General features: G+C 73.0%; 20 protein-coding genes. 8 read left to right on the top strand and 12 right to left on the bottom strand.

All coding sequences use genetic code 11. The annotated features are described in order from the left end of the window. Positions 1 to 885: an SDR family NAD(P)-dependent oxidoreductase gene (locus tag ACI2L3_RS37025; RefSeq protein ID WP_404756843.1), complete on the bottom strand. Its 885-nt coding sequence runs from the start codon at positions 883 to 885 to the stop codon at positions 1 to 3. A gap of 1 nt (position 886) precedes the next feature. After that, positions 887 to 1,684: an acetoacetate decarboxylase family protein gene (locus tag ACI2L3_RS37020; RefSeq protein ID WP_404756842.1), complete on the bottom strand. Its 798-nt coding sequence runs from the start codon at positions 1,682 to 1,684 to the stop codon at positions 887 to 889. An 82-nt stretch (positions 1,685 to 1,766) separates the two neighbouring features. Between ACI2L3_RS37020 and ACI2L3_RS37015 the strand changes: the two genes are divergently transcribed. The 6 genes from ACI2L3_RS37015 (at position 1,767) to ACI2L3_RS36990 (ending at position 7,258) form a co-directional block, all read left to right on the top strand. Then, a complete protein-coding gene (locus tag ACI2L3_RS37015) occupies positions 1,767 to 2,417 on the top strand; it encodes a TetR/AcrR family transcriptional regulator (protein ID WP_404756841.1) in 651 nt (216 codons plus the stop codon). 31 nt (positions 2,418 to 2,448) lie between these two features. Beyond that, positions 2,449 to 3,444, top strand: coding sequence for a DEDDh family exonuclease (locus ACI2L3_RS37010; RefSeq protein WP_404756840.1), 996 nt, complete (start codon positions 2,449 to 2,451; stop codon positions 3,442 to 3,444). An 86-nt stretch (positions 3,445 to 3,530) separates the two neighbouring features. Next, on the top strand, positions 3,531 to 3,764 hold the full coding sequence (locus tag ACI2L3_RS37005; protein WP_079043687.1) for a hypothetical protein: 234 nt from the start codon (positions 3,531 to 3,533) through the stop codon (positions 3,762 to 3,764). Between the two features lie 75 nt (positions 3,765 to 3,839). Then, on the top strand, positions 3,840 to 4,631 hold the full coding sequence (locus tag ACI2L3_RS37000; protein WP_404756839.1) for an SURF1 family protein: 792 nt from the start codon (positions 3,840 to 3,842) through the stop codon (positions 4,629 to 4,631). 72 nt (positions 4,632 to 4,703) lie between these two features. Beyond that, positions 4,704 to 6,497, top strand: a complete 1,794-nt coding sequence (locus ACI2L3_RS36995; protein WP_404756838.1) for a glycoside hydrolase family 15 protein — start codon at positions 4,704 to 4,706, stop codon at positions 6,495 to 6,497. A gap of 5 nt (positions 6,498 to 6,502) precedes the next feature. Further along, positions 6,503 to 7,258, top strand: coding sequence for an SDR family oxidoreductase (locus ACI2L3_RS36990; protein WP_404756837.1), 756 nt, complete (start codon positions 6,503 to 6,505; stop codon positions 7,256 to 7,258). Positions 7,259 to 7,285: 27 nt separating this feature from the next. Here the strand turns inward: ACI2L3_RS36990 and amaP are convergent, their stop codons facing one another. The 5 genes from amaP to ACI2L3_RS36965 are packed head-to-tail and all read right to left on the bottom strand — an operon-like array spanning position 7,286 to position 9,594. After that, the gene (amaP, locus tag ACI2L3_RS36985) at positions 7,286 to 7,873 is read right to left on the bottom strand and encodes an alkaline shock response membrane anchor protein AmaP (RefSeq protein WP_404756836.1); all 588 of its coding nucleotides are present in this window, start codon (positions 7,871 to 7,873) and stop codon (positions 7,286 to 7,288) included. Next, positions 7,870 to 8,535, bottom strand: coding sequence for a DUF6286 domain-containing protein (locus ACI2L3_RS36980; protein WP_404756835.1), 666 nt, complete (start codon positions 8,533 to 8,535; stop codon positions 7,870 to 7,872). Before ACI2L3_RS36980 ends, amaP begins: the two co-directional genes overlap by 4 nt. Further along, positions 8,532 to 8,876 (bottom strand): Asp23/Gls24 family envelope stress response protein, encoded by a 345-nt coding sequence (locus ACI2L3_RS36975; protein ID WP_404756834.1) that lies wholly within the window; start codon positions 8,874 to 8,876, stop codon positions 8,532 to 8,534. The genes ACI2L3_RS36980 and ACI2L3_RS36975 overlap by 4 nt, the downstream gene beginning before the upstream one ends. A gap of 3 nt (positions 8,877 to 8,879) precedes the next feature. Then, entirely contained in the window at positions 8,880 to 9,065 is a 186-nt protein-coding gene (locus tag ACI2L3_RS36970) for a hypothetical protein (RefSeq protein WP_404756833.1), read from the bottom strand. A gap of 43 nt (positions 9,066 to 9,108) precedes the next feature. Then, complete coding sequence (locus tag ACI2L3_RS36965; RefSeq protein WP_404756832.1) at positions 9,109 to 9,594, bottom strand: Asp23/Gls24 family envelope stress response protein; 486 nt, start codon at positions 9,592 to 9,594, stop codon at positions 9,109 to 9,111. A 109-nt stretch (positions 9,595 to 9,703) separates the two neighbouring features. On the opposite strand from ACI2L3_RS36965, the gene ACI2L3_RS36960 reads away from it, so the two are divergent. Beyond that, positions 9,704 to 10,438 (top strand): nucleopolyhedrovirus P10 family protein, encoded by a 735-nt coding sequence (locus ACI2L3_RS36960; protein WP_404756831.1) that lies wholly within the window; start codon positions 9,704 to 9,706, stop codon positions 10,436 to 10,438. Positions 10,439 to 10,452: 14 nt separating this feature from the next. On the opposite strand, the gene ACI2L3_RS36955 is transcribed toward ACI2L3_RS36960, so the two are convergent. The 4 genes from ACI2L3_RS36955 to ACI2L3_RS36940 all read right to left on the bottom strand — a co-directional run bounded on the left by ACI2L3_RS36955 (position 10,453) and on the right by ACI2L3_RS36940 (position 14,436). Further along, positions 10,453 to 11,256 carry an enoyl-CoA hydratase/isomerase family protein gene (locus ACI2L3_RS36955; protein ID WP_404756830.1) on the bottom strand — a complete coding sequence of 268 codons (804 nt, stop codon included), beginning with the start codon at positions 11,254 to 11,256 and terminating at the stop codon, positions 10,453 to 10,455. A gap of 134 nt (positions 11,257 to 11,390) precedes the next feature. Beyond that, positions 11,391 to 11,612, bottom strand: coding sequence for a helix-turn-helix domain-containing protein (locus ACI2L3_RS36950; RefSeq protein ID WP_055550175.1), 222 nt, complete (start codon positions 11,610 to 11,612; stop codon positions 11,391 to 11,393). A gap of 335 nt (positions 11,613 to 11,947) precedes the next feature. Further along, positions 11,948 to 13,546 carry a ribosomal protection-like ABC-F family protein gene (gene abc-f, locus ACI2L3_RS36945; RefSeq protein WP_404756829.1) on the bottom strand — a complete coding sequence of 533 codons (1,599 nt, stop codon included), beginning with the start codon at positions 13,544 to 13,546 and terminating at the stop codon, positions 11,948 to 11,950. Between the two features lie 137 nt (positions 13,547 to 13,683). Beyond that, positions 13,684 to 14,436 carry a hypothetical protein gene (locus tag ACI2L3_RS36940; protein WP_404756828.1) on the bottom strand — a complete coding sequence of 251 codons (753 nt, stop codon included), beginning with the start codon at positions 14,434 to 14,436 and terminating at the stop codon, positions 13,684 to 13,686. Positions 14,437 to 14,664: 228 nt separating this feature from the next. Here ACI2L3_RS36940 and ACI2L3_RS36935 point away from each other — a divergent pair, with 228 nt between their 5' ends. Beyond that, positions 14,665 to 15,555, top strand: coding sequence for a neutral zinc metallopeptidase (locus tag ACI2L3_RS36935; RefSeq protein WP_404756827.1), 891 nt, complete (start codon positions 14,665 to 14,667; stop codon positions 15,553 to 15,555). Between the two features lie 16 nt (positions 15,556 to 15,571). Here ACI2L3_RS36935 and ACI2L3_RS36930 read toward each other — a convergent pair whose 3' ends face one another. Continuing rightward, a complete protein-coding gene (locus tag ACI2L3_RS36930; protein WP_404756826.1) occupies positions 15,572 to 17,032 on the bottom strand; it encodes a hypothetical protein in 1,461 nt (486 codons plus the stop codon). Positions 17,033 to 17,047 lie beyond the last annotated feature (15 nt).

The following is a 17,047-nucleotide window of genomic DNA, read 5'->3' as shown; positions in this document are numbered from 1 at the left end:
TCAGTCCAGGATGAAGTTCTCCAAGTACGCCGGGTCGGACCGGTCGAGCATCGAGCGCGACCTCGCCCTGATCTGCCGGTCGCTGTGCTCGCTCGCCGGGAGCAGCCAGAAACGGCCGGCCGCGATGCCCTCGGCCACGAAGTCCGCGACCTGCTCGACGGGCGTGAACTCCACCTCCTGGCCCGCCTCCTTCATCGCGGCCTCCCACTGGTCGAGGCTGCGGTAAGGGGTCCTGCGGGGGCGGGACTTGGCGTACCGGTCGGGCCGGTTGCGGTGCGACTCCCACAGGCCGGTGCGGAGCATGTGGGGTCCTGGGAAGAGCACGGAGGCGCCCACGCGCGCGTGCTCGGCCTTCAGGTGGGCGTACAGCGACTCGGTCATCGTCACCACGGCGGCCTTGGTGACCGCGTACACGGAGGCGGTGGGCAGCGGCGCGATGCCGCCGTCCCCGGAGGAGGTGTTGACGACGTGCCCCGGCTCGCCGCCCGCGATCATGCGGGGCACGAAGGCCTGGATGCCGTGGAAGACACCCCAGACGTTGACTTCGAAGGCCCACTTCCAGTCGTTCGGCTCGTGCTCCCACATGCGGCCCTCGGCGCCCGAGCCGACCCCCGCGTTGTTGCACAGCACATGGACGGCGCCGAACCTGTCGTACGCCTCGTCGGCGAGGGCGAAGACCTGCTCGCGCACCCCGACGTCGACCACGCGCGCGTGCACCGTCGCGCCGTCCTCGCGCAACTCCGCGGCGGCCTTCTCCAGAGCGCCGGCCTCGACGTCCGCGAGGACCACCGTCAGGCCGTCCGCCGCGAACCGCCGCGCCATGGCGAGCCCGATGCCGCTCGCCGCGCCCGTGACGACGGCGACCTGCCCCGCACGCAGCTCCATCTCAGACGCTCCCCTCGGGCGGCCCGTCGAGGATCTGCGCCGGGTCGTCGTAGCGCTGGTGGATGTAGGGCAGCAGGGCCTGCGCGCTGACGCGGTCGACGACGCGGCCCTGCTGGTCGGTGGTCTTCTCGCCGATGGTGATCTCGACGAGCGCGCGCACCGGCAGATCGGCCACCGGGTCGTACATCGACTCGCGCAGCACGACGTCCCCGGTGACGGCCTCCAGCTTGCGGACCTTCTCGTTCCGTACGCAGTGCACGAGTACGGGGTCTGCGTCGAAGCCCGAACCGTCCACGGCGGGCAGGAACTTGAAGTAGAAGTCGGTCTTCCGCGTCGGTTCGGGCAGCGGCAGCGCGCCGCTGACCGCGCCGCGCACCTCCACGAACGCGATGCCGTGCCGGGCGAGCCGGGCCCGCACCACCAGGCCGTCGCGCTCGACCTCCACCTCGCCGAGCTTCTTCGGCTCCCCGAAGACCTCGCGCCCGCCGATCAGGGCCCGCTCGTGGGTCATCGGCATCACCAGCGGATACCAGCCCACCACCCCCGCGTGCTCGGCGGCCACGGCGACCGAGCCCGCGCCCAGCGGGTAGCCGGGCAGGTCCACCTTGCTGATGTTCGCCCGCACCAGGGGACGCCCGGTGGGTTTCAGCGGCGGCGGCAGGACCGCCGCGACCGCGTCCGGATCGCTCTCCCAGACGGCCACCACGCCCGTGGACCAGATGTCGGGGAGCTTGGAGCTCGCGGTGCGCGAGGCGGCGATCTCCGCCTCGTCGCGCGCTCCGTAGCGAATGCGTGCCATGTCGTACCACCCTTCGTCAGCGCGGACTCGGGCCCGCGGCCGGGACTTGCGGCGGTTCTGTAACACAGTTACAACAGGGCTCGTGAAGGGTAAAGAGAAGGGCAGGGAGAAGTCCCGTGCGCATCTGGACCGGGAGCAGGTCCTCGATACGGCCGCGCGCCTCGTCAAGCGGCACGGCCCGCGCGCCCTGACGATGCGCGCGCTCGCCGCGGAGCTCGGCACGGCCGTCACCTCGATCTACTGGCACGTCGGCAACCGCGAGTCGCTCCTGGACGCCCTCGTCGAGCGCACCCTCGCCGACCTCGGCGAGATCCGCGCCACCGGCCGCACCCCCGCGCGGCGCGTCGCCTCCGTGGCCCGCGCCCTGCGCCACCAGCTCCTCGACCACCCGCACCTCGTCGCGATGGTCCACGAACGTGGCCTGACGGAACGGATGTTCCTGCCCGCCCAGCGGGCCCTCGTGCACGAGCTCCACGAGGCCGGCCTGCGCGGTGCCCGCGCCGCCGACGCCGTGCGCGCCGTCCAGGTCCACGTCGTCGGCCACGTCCTGGTCGAGCGCAACCGCGAACGCGCCCCCGAGCAGCGCCCCGGCGAGGACGAGCTGTGGACGGCGCAGGCCGCCGAGCAGGACGGCGCGCTCGCCCGCGCGCTGGCCGGACCCGTCGACGCGGAGGCGCTCTTCACCACCTCCGTCAGGGCTCTGGTGGCCGGGCTTCTCGGACCGGCGCCCTGACTGTCAGTCGCGGCCCGTATCCTCATGGACCATGCTCGAAGACCACACGACCGCAGCGTCCGCAGTGCCCTGGCCGGCCGCGTATCCAACGGGATACGCGGTCGTCGACGTGGAGACCACCGGCCTGGCCCGCGACGACCGCATAGTGTCGGCCGCCGTCTACCGCGTGGACGCGCAGGGCGAGATCGAGGACCACTGGTACACGCTGGTCAACCCGCAGCGCGACCCGGGCCCGGTCTGGATCCACGGGCTCACCAGTTCGATGCTCGCCGACGCGCCGCTCTTCAAGGACATCGCCGAGGAGTTCGCGGGACGCCTGGACGGCCGCGTCCTGGTCGCGCACAACGCGGTCTTCGACTGGTCGATGATCGCCAGGGAGTACGCGCGCGCGGAGCGCCGGGCCCCCGTGCGTCAACGCCTGTGCACCATCGCCCTCTCCAAGGAGCTGGCGCTCCCGCTGCCCAACCACAAGCTGGAGTCCCTGGCCGCGCACTTCGGTGTCGAGCAGCGCCACGCGCACAACGCGCTGGACGACGCCCGCGTGCTCGCCGAGGCGTTCCGCCCGAGCCTGCACGCGGCGGCGGGCGGCAATGTCCGGCTGCCGCTCCTGGAGTGCCGCCCGCTGACCGAGTGGTCCGACGGCGCGCCGCGCATCGTCCGGCAGTCGACGGGACCCGCGCCTTCCTCGTCGTACCGGCCGGGGAGTTGGCGCCCCTCGCGCAAGCGCCAGCCGTGCCCGTATCCGAACCCGGGGCGTTACGAACCGGGCAAACCACTCAAGCAGGGCATGCGGGTGGCGTTCTCCGGAGACACCTCCGTGGAGCGTGAACTCCTGGAGGACCGGGCGGTCGAGGCCGGGCTGCACATCGCGACGAGTGTGTCCCGTCTCACCAGCCTGCTCGTCACGAACGACCCGGACTCCGGCACGTCCAAGACCGTCAAGGCGCGCTCGTTCGGCACACCGGTGATCGACGAGGCGGCCTTCGGGCAGCTCCTCCAGGACGTGGCGCCCGCCACGGAGTCGTAACCGAGCAGGCGTCAGACGGGTGATTGCGGGCGACTCGCCCGCCGACCGCTCGCCCCGCACCGCCGCGGCGTCCCACCCTGTGGCGCATGGCACGTTGCGAGGTCTGCGGAAACGACTACGGCATGTCCTTCGAAGTGCACGCGCAGGGCGCGGTGCACGTCTTCGACTGCTTCTCCTGCGCCATCCACCGCATGGCGCCCATCTGCGAGCACTGCCGGTGCCGCATCATCGGCCAGGGCGTCGAGGTGGAGGGGCACTGGTACTGCGGCGCCCACTGTTCGCGGGCGGAGGGGCGGGTGGGCATCATCGACAAGGTGTGACCGGCTCCGCCGCCGGGCGGGCACCGAACCCACCCCCGGGCAGGCACCCCACGGAGCTAGAGGTACCTTCGTGGGGTGTACCGCTTCCTCCTGACCCGGCAGTGGGTGATCCTCACCCTCATCGCCCTCGTCCTCATCCCCGTGATGGTCGAGCTGGGTTTCTGGCAGCTGCACCGCCACGAGAACCGTGTCGCGCAGAACCAGCGGGTCTCCGACGCGCTGGCCGCCGACCCGGTCCCGGCCGAGAAGCTCACCTCGCCCGGCCACGAGGTGCCCAAGAAGGACCTCTACCGCCGGGTGAGCGCCAAGGGGACATTCGACACGGAGCACGAGGTCGTCGTGCGCCGCCGCACCAACTCCGACGACGAGGTCGGCTTCCACGTCCTCACCCCCTTCGTCCTGGCGGACGGCAAGGTCCTGCTCGTCAACCGCGGCTGGATCCCGGCCGACGGCCCGCAGACCGCCTTCCCGAAGATCCCCGCCCCTCCGAAGGGCGAGATCACCATCACCGGCCGCATGAAGGCCGACGAGACCTCCGCGGCCAGCGGCATCAAGAACGTCCGTGGCCTGCCGGACCGTCAGATCATGCTGATCAGCAGCGGGCAGCAGGCCGACAGCCTCGGCAAGCAGGTCCTCGGCGGTTACGTCGAGCAGACCTCGCCCGAGCCGGGCAACGGCTCACCCGAACTGATCGGCGAGCCCGACCACAGCAGCATCGGCGCGCACATGGCGTACGCGGTCCAGTGGTGGCTCTTCGCCTCGGGCGTGCCCGTCGGCTGGGTGGTGCTGGTCCGCAGGGAGCGGCGCGACCGCGCGGCGGCGGCCGCGGAGGCTCCCGCGCCCGAGGCGGCAGCGGCGAACGTCTGAGCCGGGGTGCCGCGCGTATCCGCGCGGCGGCGGGCCGGATTGACGGGGCCTTATCCCGGGAAGCCGTTCTGCGTGCATCACCCCATCGAGGACTACGCGCTCATCGGCGACCTCCAGACCGCCGCCCTGGTCGGCAGGGACGGCTCCCTGGACTGGCTCTGCCTGCCCCGATTCGACTCGGCCGCCTGCTTCGCCGCGCTGCTCGGCGACGAGGAGAACGGCCACTGGCGCATCGCGCCGAAGGACGCGGGCCCCTGCACCCGGCGCGCGTACCGGCCGGGCACCCTCGTCCTCGACTCGGAGTGGGAGACCCCTGAGGGCACCGTCCGCGTCACCGACTTCATGCCGCAGCGCGACCGCGCCCCCGATGTCGTACGCATCGTCGAAGGGCTGGCGGGCCGGGTGACGGTCAGCAGTACGCTCCGCCTCCGTTTCGACTACGGCTCGGTCGTGCCGTGGATGCGCCGCATCGACGGGCTCCGCGTCGCCGTCGCGGGCCCCGACGCGGTGTGGCTGCGCAGCGAACCCGAGGTGCGCACCTGGGGCGAGGGGTTCAGCACGCACTCCGAGTTCACGGTGGAGGCGGGCGAAAAGGTGGCATTCGTCCTCACCTGGCATCCCTCGCACGAGCCGCGCCCCACCCTCGTCGAGCCCTATGAGGCGCTGCGCGACAGCCTCGCCGACTGGCAGGAGTGGACCGCGCGCTGCCGCTACGACGGGCCCCACCGCGAAGCGGTCGTGCGCTCCCTCATCACCCTCAAGGCGCTCACCTACGCCCCGACCGGCGGCATCGTCGCCGCCCCCACCACCTCCCTGCCCGAGGAGATCGGCGGCGTGCGCAACTGGGACTACCGCTACTCCTGGCTGCGCGACTCCACCCTCACCCTGGGCGCCCTGGTCGCGGCCGGCTATCTGGAGGAGGCCGAGGCGTGGCGCGACTGGCTGCTGCGCGCGGTCGCGGGCAACACCGCCGACCTCCAGATCATGTACGGGATATGCGGTGAGCGGCGGCTTCCGGAGTACGAGGTGCCGTGGCTGCCCGGGTACGAGGACTCGGCCCCGGTGCGCATCGGCAACGACGCCGTGAACCAGCTGCAGCTCGACGTGTACGGCGAGGTCATCGACTCCCTCACGATGGCCCGCGCGAAGGGCCTGGCCCCCCGCCCGCACGCCTGGAACCTCCAGCGGTGCATGCTGGAGTTCCTCGAGGAGAAGTGGCGCGAACCGGACGAGGGCCTGTGGGAGGTCCGCGGTCCGCGCCGGCACTTCGTGCACTCCAAGGTGATGGCCTGGGTGGCCGCCGACCGGACCGTGCACGCGCTTGAGGAGGATCCCGGCCTGGCCGAGAACCTCGGGGACGTCGACCGCTGGCGCAAGATGCGCGACGAGGTGCACCGGGAGGTGTGCGAACGCGGGTACGACGCCGAGCGCAACACGTTCACGCAGTTCTACGGCTCCGCCGAGCTGGACGCCTCACTTCTGCTCATCCCGCGCGTGGGGTTCCTGCCGCCGGACGACCCGCGCGTCATCGGCACGGTCGACGCGATCCACCGGGAGCTGGGCCGCGACGGCTTCGTACGGCGTTACAGCGCGGACGAGCGGCGCATCGACGGACTGCCGGGCGGCGAGGCCACCTTCCTCGCCTGCTCGTTCTGGCTCGCCGACGCGCTGCACATGACGGGCCGCACCAAGGAGGCGTGTGAGCTGTTCGATCAGCTGCTCGCGCTCCGCAACGACGTGGGGCTGCTCGCGGAGGAGTACGACCCGGCGACCGGCCGGCAGCTGGGCAACTTCCCGCAGGCATTCAGCCATATCGGGCTGGTCAATACCGCCCTCGCGCTCTACGGGCCGGACGCGGGAGGATAGGGGCCATGGATCTTGGACTGAAGGACCGTGTCTACGTAGTCACCGGCGCCACCCGTGGCCTCGGCAACGCCACCGCGCGCGAACTGGTCGCGGACGGCGCGAAGGTCGTCATCACCGGCCGCGACGAGAAGACGGCCGTCGAAGCGGCCGCCGAGCTCGGGCCGAACGCGGTGGGCGTGGCGGCCGACAACGCCGACCCCGCCGCCCCGGACGCGCTGATCGCCGCGGCGCGTGAGCACTTCGGCGGCTTCGACGGTGTGCTGATCAGCGTCGGCGGGCCCGCGCCCGGCTTCGTCGCGGACAACACCGACGAACAGTGGCGGGCGGCGTTCGAGTCGGTCTTCCTGGGCGCCGTGCGGCTCGCCCGCGCGGCGGCCGCGCAGCTCGGCGAGGGCGGCGTCATCGGCTTCGTGCTCTCCGGCTCGGTGTACGAGCCGATCCCGGCCCTGACCATCTCGAACGGTCTGCGGCCCGGGCTCGCCGGATTCGCCAAGTCCCTCGCGGACGAGCTCGGCCCGCGCGGCATCCGCGTCGTCGGCGTGCTCCCCGGCCGGATCGGCACCGACCGCATGCGCCAGCTCGACGGCCTCTCCCCCGACCCGGACGCCACCCGCGCCGCGAACGAGTCGACCATCCCGCTGCGCCGCTACGGCACCCCTCAGGAGTTCGGCCGCACCGCGGCCTTCCTGCTCTCCCCCGCGGCGTCCTACCTGACGGGGATCATGGTCCCGGTGGACGGCGGGGCCCGCGCGGGCTTCTGACGGCGGCCGGGGCGCGTGCCCGGCCGGTCAACTCACGCGTTCCGCACGGTGTTTGCGGGCCCGCAGGCGCACCGTCGTCGGCAGGCTCGGCAGGCCCGCCGAGTCGCGGGCGTGGGCGAGGGGCCCGGTGGAGAGCTGGTGCAGGGCGTCGGACGGGGTGGCGTGGGGCGCGAGGGCCAGGTCCACGCGCGCCTGCGGCGTGCTGCGCCGGCCGGTCAGGACGGCCTGGGCGCGGTCGACACCGTCCAGCGTCTCCGCCTCCGCGGCCAGTACGTTCTCCATGGCCCGGCCGCGCAGCAGCGCGCCCTCGCCGTCCCCGGTCTCCACCAGGACCTCAGCGAGGCGGCGCCTGCGCAGCTGCGCGGAGAGCCACCACAGGGAGAGCAGGACCAGCACGGCGAGAACGGCGATGACCACGGGCCAGAACCACCCGTGGTCCCGCCACCGCGCCCGGTCGGCGGCGCTGACCAGCACGTCGTGCCGGCCGTCGTGGATCCACCAGGAAGGCGGCGACGCGCCGAGCCCCACGGCGAGCACCGAGCCGCCGAGGACGAGCAGCACGAGCCCGGCGAGGGCGAGGAGTACGCGGTTGACCGTGCGCAGCATCGGACTCATCCCTTCCGGCCGGGCCGGGCCACATGGACGGAGAGGCCCGGGGTCCGCGCGAGGCCCAGCTCGCGGATGCCGTCGGCCATGGTGGTGTCCAGGTCGCCGCGTACGTCGTCGAGTTCCCGGAAGTGGGAGACCGCGCGCACGGCCACCTTGGAGCGCGTCATGCGGACCCGCGCGGACTGGACGCCGGGCACGTCCATGGCCCGGTCGCGCAGCACCATGGCGGCGGCGCTTCGGTACAGCCCGCCGCGCACGTCCGAGTGGGTGCGCCGCATCGGCAGGAGGCGGCGCTGTCCGGGGGTCGCGGCGAGCACGAGGAGCCAGAGGCCGACGAGGGCGGCCACGGCGGCCCCGGCGAGCACGGCGGTGTCGTCAAGGGGCCGCTCGCCGAGCCGGTGGGCCAGTTCGCGGCGCCAGCGCATCGCGGGGTGGTCGGCCCGGACGGCGACGACGTCGTAGAGGAGCAGCCCGGTGGCGCCGAGGGCCAGCAGGGCGAGGAGGGCCGCGGGCACCCGGCGGCGCGACCAGAACCGGGGAACCTTGTCGTCTTCGGAGAGCGTGGGATGCGGCTGGTAGACGGTGGCGGAGGACGACTGGTCGAGCTCGCTCTCCGACTGTTCGACGACCGGCAGCGGCTGGGTGCCGCCGCCTCGGGGTTCGCTCATCGTGTCCTCCCCTGTGCCGCGGCGCGGACTCGCGCCGAGTGCAGCCGCTCCACCTGGACGGCCACCTCGGGCACGTCCATCCCCGCCAACGCCCTTACCCGCTCGGCGACTTGGCGACGCACGGCGCCGCACTGGCGGCCGATGTCGCAGGGGTAGTCCAGTTCGACACTGACGCGGATGCGGGCGGACTCGTCGCGGACGGAGACCGTGGCGCGGGGCGGCGAGCCGTCGGCCGGAACCGCGTCCACCGCTTCGCGCGCCGCCCTCGCGGCGATCTTCGCGACGACCCGGTCGGCGATCCGGGTCGCGCCGCGCTCTCCGGGTGCGACCTGTGCCGCCACCGCTCACCGCCCCCGGTCGCCGCGGCCGCGGAAGAAGTCGCCGGGCTCCAGGTCCCCCTCGAGGAACCGCCCGGCCACGAAGCCGATGGCGCCCAGGGCGGCCACCAGCAGGAACGCCCCGAATCCGCCGAAGTATCCGGCGAAGCCAAGAGCCATTCCGGCCACCATGCCGATCACGGCCATGCTCATCGTGCGCTCCTTTGGATCGCTCTGGGTCCCTTGGCGGGATGTCCTACTGGAGGCGGCCCTGCGGTTCGTCGTCCTCCTCGTCCGGCAGCTTCACGTCGCTCACCGCGATGTTGACCTCGACGACCTCGAGCCCGGTCATGCGCTCGACGGCCGCGATCACGTTCTCGCGCACGTCCTGTGCGACGTCCGCGATCGATACGCCGTACTCGACGACGATCTCCAGGTCGAGCGCGGTCTGTACCTCGCCGACCTCGGCCTTCACGCCGCGCGCCACGGACTTCGAGCCGCCGGGGACCCGGTCGCGCACGGCGCCGAAGGTCCGCGCGAGGCCGCCGCCCATCGCGTGCACGCCCTCCACGTCACGCGCGGCGAGCCCGGCGATCTTCTCGACGACGCCGTCCGCGATGGTGGTGCGGCCCCGGCCGCCGGGGTCACCGCCGCCCCGGCCGGTCGCGGACTTCGCCGCGCTCTCCTTCGGGGAGTCCTTCTGCAGTGTCTGAGACGCGTTCCGCTGTCCGGTGTCGCTCATCGTCGTCCCGTTCCTTTCGAAAGGGGATCTGCTCCGTGGGGTGCTGCTTCTCCGCTCACATTAAGCGCGGCCCCGCGCCCGCGCGCCCGGGATGCGGCAGGGTGGAGTCATGACGGGTGAGGGCTTGACCCAGGCGGTGCGACGGCAGCTGCGACTCGGCCGCGTGCTGCCGCTGGGCGGTGCGGCGGACGGCGCGTGGATGACGGAATCCGCGGCGGACGGCGCGTTGCGCCAGATGGCTGACGGGATCACCGGCGTGCGGCTCGGCAGGGTCCGCTTCGCTCCGGCCGATCCCGGGACGACGTACGTCGCGGCCGTGCCGGCACCGCCGAGCGCGCTGCCGCCCGGGCCGCTGCGGATCACCGCGGAGTTCGCGGCCGCCGTCGGCGAGCCGCTGCCGGCGGCGGCGGACCGGTTGCGCGCCGCGCTGTCCGGGGCGGCGGCGGACCGGCTCGGTCTGGTGGTGCGGGAGGTGGATCTGAGGGTGACGGCCCTGCTCGACGAGGGCGCGGACCCCGAGGACGTACGTCCCCAAGGGGAACCGTCGGAGCAGTCCGCCGGGGCCGCCGGCAGGGAAGCCGCGAGCGACGGGGACGAGGGGCGCGCCGAGCGGGCCGCTCTGTCGGTGCCCGGGGTGTCCCGGCTGACCGGCGTGCTCGGCCGGGCCGTGCACATCGAGCAGCGCACGGCGACGGACACGCTGCCGCGCCGCCACGCGCGCGTGGAGCTCGCGACGGACCGCGGGCACCGTGCTCTGGACGTGGCGCTCGCGGTCCGCGCGGCGGTCGGTGACGCCCTGCCCGACCACCCTTCGGTGGCCGTGCTCGTCACCGAGGTGGGTTAGGGCGTACGGGTGCGTCAGTCGCCGAGGCCCGCGAGGTCGCGCAGTCGGCGGCCCTGGGCGGCGCGCTCGGCGACGCGCTGCTCTTCGTAGGAGCGGCCCGTCGCGCCCTGCAGCAGCGCCTTGGTCTCGATGACCGCGTCACGCGGCGCGGCGACGAGTGCGGCGGCCAGGTCCTTGGCGGCGGCGTCGAGTTGGTCGGCGGGCACGACGAGGTTGGCGAGGCCGACCCGCTCGGCCTCGTCCGCGTGGACGAAGCGGCCGGTGGCGCAGATCTCCAGCGCGCGGGCATAGCCGACGAGCCCCACCAGCGGATGGGTGCCGGTGAGGTCGGGGACCAGGCCCAGGCTGGTCTCGCGCATGGCGAACTGCACGTCGTCGGCGGCGATCCGCAGGTCGCAGGCGAGCGCGAGCTGGAAGCCGGCGCCGATGGCGTGGCCCTGGACGGCGGCGATGGACACGATGTCGCTCCGCCGCCACCAGGTGAAAGCTTCCTGGTACTCGGTGATCGTGGCGTCGAGGACGCCGTCCTCACCGCGTGCGAGATCGATGAAGGACGGCTCGCCGTCGAAGCCCTCGGGCGTGAACGCCTGCCGGTCGAGGCCCGCGGAGAAGGACTTGCCCTCACCGCGCAGCACCACGACGCGGACACTGCCCGGCAGCAGCTGACCGGCCTCCGTCAACGCCCTCCACAGCGCCGGAGATTGGGCGTTGCGCTTGGCCGGATTGGTCAGCGTCACCGTGGCGACGGCCTCGTCGATGGTGAGGCGTACGCCGTCCTTGTCGAGAACCGGTGCGAGCTCGCTGTCGGACGAAGCCATGGGTGCCTCCGAGTGGGTGCGGTCGGGCCGGACGCACTGGAGCGCCCGTAAGTGACTGCACAGTAACCACCCGGTCGATCAGCTGACCGACCGGGTGGCCACCATCGGACCACCGGTACTGCGGGCCGCCGCCGTCAGCCGGCGGCGGCCTTCTTGCCTCGCGTCGCCCCGCCGCGTCCCCGCAGCGTGACGCCCGATTCGCTGAGCATGCGGTGCACGAACCCGTACGAGCGGCCGGTCTCTTCGGCCAACGCCCGGATGCTCGCACCGCCGTCGTACTTCTTCTTCAGGTCTGCCGCGAGCTTGTCGCGCGCGGCGCCGGTTACCCGGCTGCCCTTCTTCAGAGTCTCGGCCACCCGTGCCTCCTCATGGGAAGTGCGCTCTGGACTTCTCATGATCACCCCTCCTGGGCTTCCTGGCCACCCATTCGACAAGGTCCGTACGGCGAGGTTTGCTGCTCGGGCGGCGTCCATCACGATCGGAATCGAAGATTCCGGACACCGGATTCCGCGCGATCGAACGGCGAACGCGGCGAACCGCCAGGTCAGCGCCGTGCCGGGCGATGAGGCGAGCCTCATCGCAGATCGGCGGCAAAATCCGTGTATGCCACACCTCGGTACGAGGAGAGCTCACACAGATGAGGGATCACGGATCGGCCGAATGATCCATACGCAGTGGATCACCGGTTCGATCAAGCGAGGGCGACGAGGTCCGCGTAGTCCTGGCCCCACAGGTCCTCGACGCCGTCGGGCAGCAGGATGATCCGCTCGGGCTGCAGCGCCTCGACGGCTCCCTCGTCGTGCGTGACGAGGACGACCGCGCCCTTGTAGGTGCGCAGCGCGCCGAGGATCTCCTCGCGGCTCGCCGGGTCGAGGTTGTTGGTGGGCTCGTCGAGGAGCAGGACGTTGGCCGAGGAGACGACCAGGGTCGCGAGGGCGAGCCGGGTCTTCTCACCGCCGGAGAGCACACCGGCGGGCTTGTCGACGTCGTCTCCGGAGAAGAGGAACGAGCCGAGCGTCTTGCGGACCTCGACCAGGTCGAGGTCGGGGGCGGCCGAGCGCATGTTCTCCAGGACCGTGCGGTCCGGGTCGAGCGTCTCGTGCTCCTGCGCGTAGTAGCCGAGCTTGAGGCCGTGGCCCTCGATGACCTGTCCGGTGTCGGGTTTCTCGGCGCCGCCGAGGAGCCGCAGCAGGGTCGTCTTGCCCGCGCCGTTGAGGCCGAGGATGACGACGCGCGAGCCCTTGTCGATGGCCAGGTCGACGTCGGTGAAGATCTCCAGCGAGCCGTACGACTTCGAGAGGCCCTCGGCCATCAGCGGAGTCTTGCCGCACGGCGCGGGCTCGGGGAAGCGCAGCTTGGCGACCTTGTCGCTCTGGCGCACCGCCTCCAGGCCCGCGAGCAGCTTGTCGGCGCGCTTGGCCATGTTCTGCGCGGCGACGGTCTTGGTGGCCTTGGCGCGCATCTTGTCGGCCTGCGAGTGCAGCGTCGCGGCCTTCTTCTCGGCGTTCTGGCGCTCGCGCTTGCGGCGCTTCTCGTCGGACTCGCGCTGCTGCTGGTAGAGCTTCCAGCCCATGTTGTAGACGTCGATCTGGGCGCGGTTGGCGTCCAGGTAGAAGACCTTGTTCACGACCGTCTCGACGAGGTCGACGTCGTGGGAGATCACGATGAAGCCGCCGCGGTACGTCTTCAGGTAGTCCCGCAGCCAGACGATCGAGTCGGCGTCAAGGTGGTTGGTGGGCTCGTCGAGGAGGAGCGTGTCGGCGTCCGAGAAGAGGATGCGGGCCAGCTCGATACGGCGGCGCTGACCACCGGAGAGCGTGTGCAGGGGCTGGCCGAGCACGCGGTCCGGGAGGTTGAGCGCGGCGGCGATGGTGGCGGCCTCGGCCTCGGCGGCGTACCCGCCCTTGGTGAGGAACTCCGTCTCCTGGCGCTCGTACTGCTTGAGGGCCTTCTCGCGGGTGGCGCCCGAGCCGCTGGCGATGCGCTGCTCGTTCTCGCGCATCTTGCGGATCAGTACGTCGAGTCCGCGTGCGGAGAGGATGCGGTTGCGGGCGAGCACGTCGAGGTCGCCGGTGCGGGGGTCCTGCGGGAGGTAGCCGACCTCTCCGGAGCGGGAGATCGTGCCGCCGGCGGGGATGCCCTCACCCGCCAGACACTTGGTGAGGGTGGTCTTGCCCGCGCCGTTGCGGCCGACGAGGCCGATGCGGTCGCCCTTCGCGATACGGAAGGAGGCGTTCTCGATGAGGATGCGGGCGCCGGCGCGCAGCTCGATGCCGGAAGCGGTGATCACGGGGGTACTCCTGAACAGAGTGGACGGCGAGTGGGACGACTGAGGTGCTCGGGACCGGTGTCTATGCCGTCCAACTGAGAAGAGGAGCTGCCATGGCAGCCAGTCTAACGGGCCGTCGCAACTGTTTTTCCGGGCTCCTACCGGCGCTGGGGCCGCTCAAGATCCCCGTTGCCCAGCGGAGTGCGGCCGGGAACGATCCTTCCGTAGTCGTCCACCGCCACGACCTGGGAGGTCCATGAGGCGGCCGGTCCCGTACAGGGCTGCGCGATCAGGAGGGCCGCGCCGCGGCGCACGGACCGTGCGGGTTCGAAGGCGCAGCCGGGGCGGGCCGGCAGCACCCAGCGCAGGTCGCCGTCCGCGGTGCGGTAGGCGGCGATGCGGTGCGGGGTGACGACGGCCAGCATGCGGGCGCCGGGCGTGAGCGGCCGCAGGACGCCTGCGCCGCCGCGGGCGGCCGGGGTGCGCAGCCAGCCCGCGGCGGCGGGGATGGCGCGGTGCCAGCGCACGGAGCCGCCGTCGGCGCGTGCGGTGTCGGTGACCAGACCGTCGTTCCAGAGCGTGAAGGCGTGCCCCGACGCGGGCAGGACGGTGACGGGTCGGCGTCCCGCGCGTGTGTACGTCCAGCGGGGGCTGCCGCTCTTCGTGTCGTACGCCTGGACGGCCGGGCCCTTCGTGCGCAGTGCGGGGTCCGTGGCGGTGGCCTCCACGCGCGCGTGGACGGTGAGGTGGTCTCCGTAGGGGACGGGCCGCGAGTGGTGGGCGGCGGTGATGAGCGGCAGGGCGAGCAGGGCGAGGGCCATGGGCAGGGCGATGCGTGTGCCGCGGCGGTCCGGGGCGGGTCCGGGTGCCTCGTGCGGCAGGCCGGTCGAGTCGAGCGGCAGAGCGGACATGACGCCCCCCTTCGGTACCACTGCCCACGGATCAGGCGCAGAGCGTAGCCGCGGGGTGTCCGGGCGGCCGCCGGGCGGCGGGGCGACACGGCGCGGGTGCGGGTCCCCGTCCCCCGTTCGGACCTCCGTCCGGCGCCCGGCGGGGGCGGGCGTATCAGGATGAAGTGGCCGGTGGTCCGGCGCGGGGCGGCGTATGTCGTTCCGGATGCGCGGCAGAGGGGTGCGCCCATGCAGTTCGACGACGACGCCGGCCTGGACACCTCGGAGGTGCGGGATGTGCGCGGCAGCCGGATCCCCGGCGGCCGGGCGACCGTGGGCGGCGGTGTCGCCGGGCTCATCGCGCTGCTCCTGGGGCTCTTCTTCGGAGTGGGCCCCGACCAGCTCGGGCTCTCCTCGGGCGACGAGGAACCCGAGGCCTCGTCCTCGTCCCTGGCGCAGGTGCAGCAGAGCTGCCGCACGGGGCGGGACGCCAACACCAAGGAGGACTGCCGCATCGTGGCGGTGGTCAACAGCCTCCAGGACTACTGGCGTCCCGAGTTCCAGCGCCGCCGGGCCTCGTACTCCCCCGCCCAGACCGTCCTGTTCACCAGCCGTGTGGGCACCGCCTGCGGCACCGCGTCGTCGGCGGTCGGCCCGTTCTACTGTCCCGGCGACCGGAAGGTCTATCTGGACCTGGGCTTCTTCGACGAGCTGCGGACCAAGTTCGGCTCGACCGGCGGGCCCTTCGCGCAGGCGTACGTCGTGGCCCACGAGTACGGGCACCACGTGCAGAACCTGACGGGGATCCTCCAGCGCTCCCAGGACGGGCGCACGGGCCGCGACAGCAACGCCGTGAAGGTGGAGCTGCAGGCCGACTGCTACGCCGGGGTGTGGGCGCGGCACGCGACCCGCAGCCCCGACGACCGCACGGGCAGACCGCTGATCAGCAGCCTCGACGACAACGACATCCGCGACGGCCTGGACGCGGCGGCCGCGGTGGGCGACGACCGTATCCAGGAGAAATTCCAGGGCCGGGTCACCCCGGAGTCCTGGACGCACGGCTCGGCCGAACAGCGCCAGCGGTGGTTCTACCAGGGCTATCGCACCGGCGACATGGGGCAGTGCGACACCTTCCGCTGACGCGTCCGTCCGGCGGCTACTCCCCGCCCGTGTGCACCTGGAAGGCCGCGCGGCGCACGGCCTTGGCGAGGGCCGGGTCGGGGTGGGCCGCGGCGAGGGCGACCAGGACCTGGACGGTGCGGGGGTGGCCGACGCGGCGCACCTCGTCGAGGAGGGCGGGCACGGTGGGCTGGACCGCCGACTCCAGGTGGCGGACGAGGAGTTCCGCCTCGCCGTGGTCCGCGACGGCCGCCGCGGTGTCGACCCACAGCCAGGTGGTCTCCTCGCGGGTCAGCACGAGGTGGACGTCCTCGGGGTCGGCGCCCTCCTGCTCGGCGAGCCAGAGCAGGGCGTAGGGCCGCAGCGACGGCTCGTCGACGACGGCCCTGACCTCGGCCTCGGCGGCGGCGCCGACCACGCGCAGGGCCTCGAAGGCGAGGCCGCGCAGCAGGGCGTCCTCGCCGCGGGCGGCGGTGAGGAGGTCGGTGACGGCGCTGCCGACGGTGCGGGCGGCCAGCCAGGCGCGGTACTCGGCGCGGGCCGCGTTGGGACGCAGGCGGGCGCAGCCGCGCAGCATGTCCTCGGCGGACTGTTCGATGTGCCCCGCGGGGCTCTGCGCGGCGACGCAGATCTGCTCCAGCTTGACCCAGACCGCCCAGCTGCCGAGCGGGGTGAGCGTGGCCTGTCCGTCGGCGTAGGTGAGCGCGCCGACGGCGGCGAGGCCGTGCAGCGCCCAGTCGAGGAGGGCGGGCAGCGGGGCCTCGTCCCGGGGGCGGTCGGCCGGGGCTGCGGCTTCCGGCTGGGGCCCGTACGGGATCTCGCAGCGTTCGGTGCGCAGTTCCGTGACCCGCTGGTCCAGGAGGTCGAGCAGTTGCGGCACGGGGACGGGACCCGCGGACAGCTGGAGGAAGGACAGGACCTGCGGCATGGCCTCGACGGTCTCGGCGACGGCCGCGGGGGCGAGGGCGTCCGGCGCGGGGTGGGCCAGCGACCAGGCGTCGAAGAGGGCGACCCAGCCGCGCAGGACGGCGGTGTCGTCGCGGTCCCAGGCGCGCAGCCGCCAGCCGGGGCGTGCGCTGTCGCCGTGCACCTCGATGAGGCCCGCGAGGCGGGCGGTGTCCCAGTCGGCGCGGACCTGAGCGGGGGTCAGGCCCAGTTCGTCGGCGGCCCGTTCGGCGGTGGCGTCGGAGAGCGTGCCCTTGCCGTCGGGGGCCGCGCCGGTGCGGCCGGGGCCCGGGCGGAGGGCGGCGTCGGCCCAGCGGGCGACCCGTACGGCGGCGGCGAGGCAGGCGCGCGCGCTGCGGGCCAGCTCGGCGGGGGCGGGCGTGCCCTCGGGGGGCCGGGGCGCGGGACGGCGCGTTCGGCGTTTGCTCATCGCGCCGGGCGCGGCGGAGAGGGGTCGTGTCGCGTCGCGCCGGGTCTCTCCTCGCTCTTCGGCCCTCGGGTGGGGCGCGCGGACAAGTCGGAGCCTGGAGTCGCGCGGGGTACGGGACGTCACGGGGGCAGTCTTCCT

The sequence above is a fragment of the Streptomyces sp. NPDC029674 genome (assembly GCF_044903205.1).
Classification (GTDB): domain Bacteria; phylum Actinomycetota; class Actinomycetes; order Streptomycetales; family Streptomycetaceae; genus Streptomyces.
This window is presented reverse-complemented; position numbering and strand designations above follow the sequence as displayed.

What these genes read in the sequence shown, in the direction of transcription:
- ACI2L3_RS37025 (WP_404756843.1), bottom strand. Translation starts at nt 885, where the DNA reads ATGGAGCTGCGTGCGGGGCAGGTCGCCGTCGTCACGGGCGCGGCGAGC.
- ACI2L3_RS37020 (WP_404756842.1), bottom strand. Translation starts at nt 1,684, where the DNA reads ATGGCACGCATTCGCTACGGAGCGCGCGACGAGGCGGAGATCGCCGCC.
- ACI2L3_RS37010 (WP_404756840.1), top strand. Translation starts at nt 2,449, where the DNA reads ATGCTCGAAGACCACACGACCGCAGCGTCCGCAGTGCCCTGGCCGGCC.
- ACI2L3_RS37005 (WP_079043687.1), top strand. Translation starts at nt 3,531, where the DNA reads ATGGCACGTTGCGAGGTCTGCGGAAACGACTACGGCATGTCCTTCGAA.
- ACI2L3_RS36990 (WP_404756837.1), top strand. Translation starts at nt 6,503, where the DNA reads ATGGATCTTGGACTGAAGGACCGTGTCTACGTAGTCACCGGCGCCACC.
- amaP (WP_404756836.1), bottom strand. Translation starts at nt 7,873, where the DNA reads ATGAGTCCGATGCTGCGCACGGTCAACCGCGTACTCCTCGCCCTCGCC.
- ACI2L3_RS36980 (WP_404756835.1), bottom strand. Translation starts at nt 8,535, where the DNA reads ATGAGCGAACCCCGAGGCGGCGGCACCCAGCCGCTGCCGGTCGTCGAA.
- ACI2L3_RS36970 (WP_404756833.1), bottom strand. Translation starts at nt 9,065, where the DNA reads ATGAGCATGGCCGTGATCGGCATGGTGGCCGGAATGGCTCTTGGCTTC.
- ACI2L3_RS36965 (WP_404756832.1), bottom strand. Translation starts at nt 9,594, where the DNA reads ATGAGCGACACCGGACAGCGGAACGCGTCTCAGACACTGCAGAAGGAC.
- ACI2L3_RS36960 (WP_404756831.1), top strand. Translation starts at nt 9,704, where the DNA reads ATGACGGGTGAGGGCTTGACCCAGGCGGTGCGACGGCAGCTGCGACTC.
- ACI2L3_RS36955 (WP_404756830.1), bottom strand. Translation starts at nt 11,256, where the DNA reads ATGGCTTCGTCCGACAGCGAGCTCGCACCGGTTCTCGACAAGGACGGC.
- ACI2L3_RS36940 (WP_404756828.1), bottom strand. Translation starts at nt 14,436, where the DNA reads ATGTCCGCTCTGCCGCTCGACTCGACCGGCCTGCCGCACGAGGCACCC.
- ACI2L3_RS36935 (WP_404756827.1), top strand. Translation starts at nt 14,665, where the DNA reads ATGCAGTTCGACGACGACGCCGGCCTGGACACCTCGGAGGTGCGGGAT.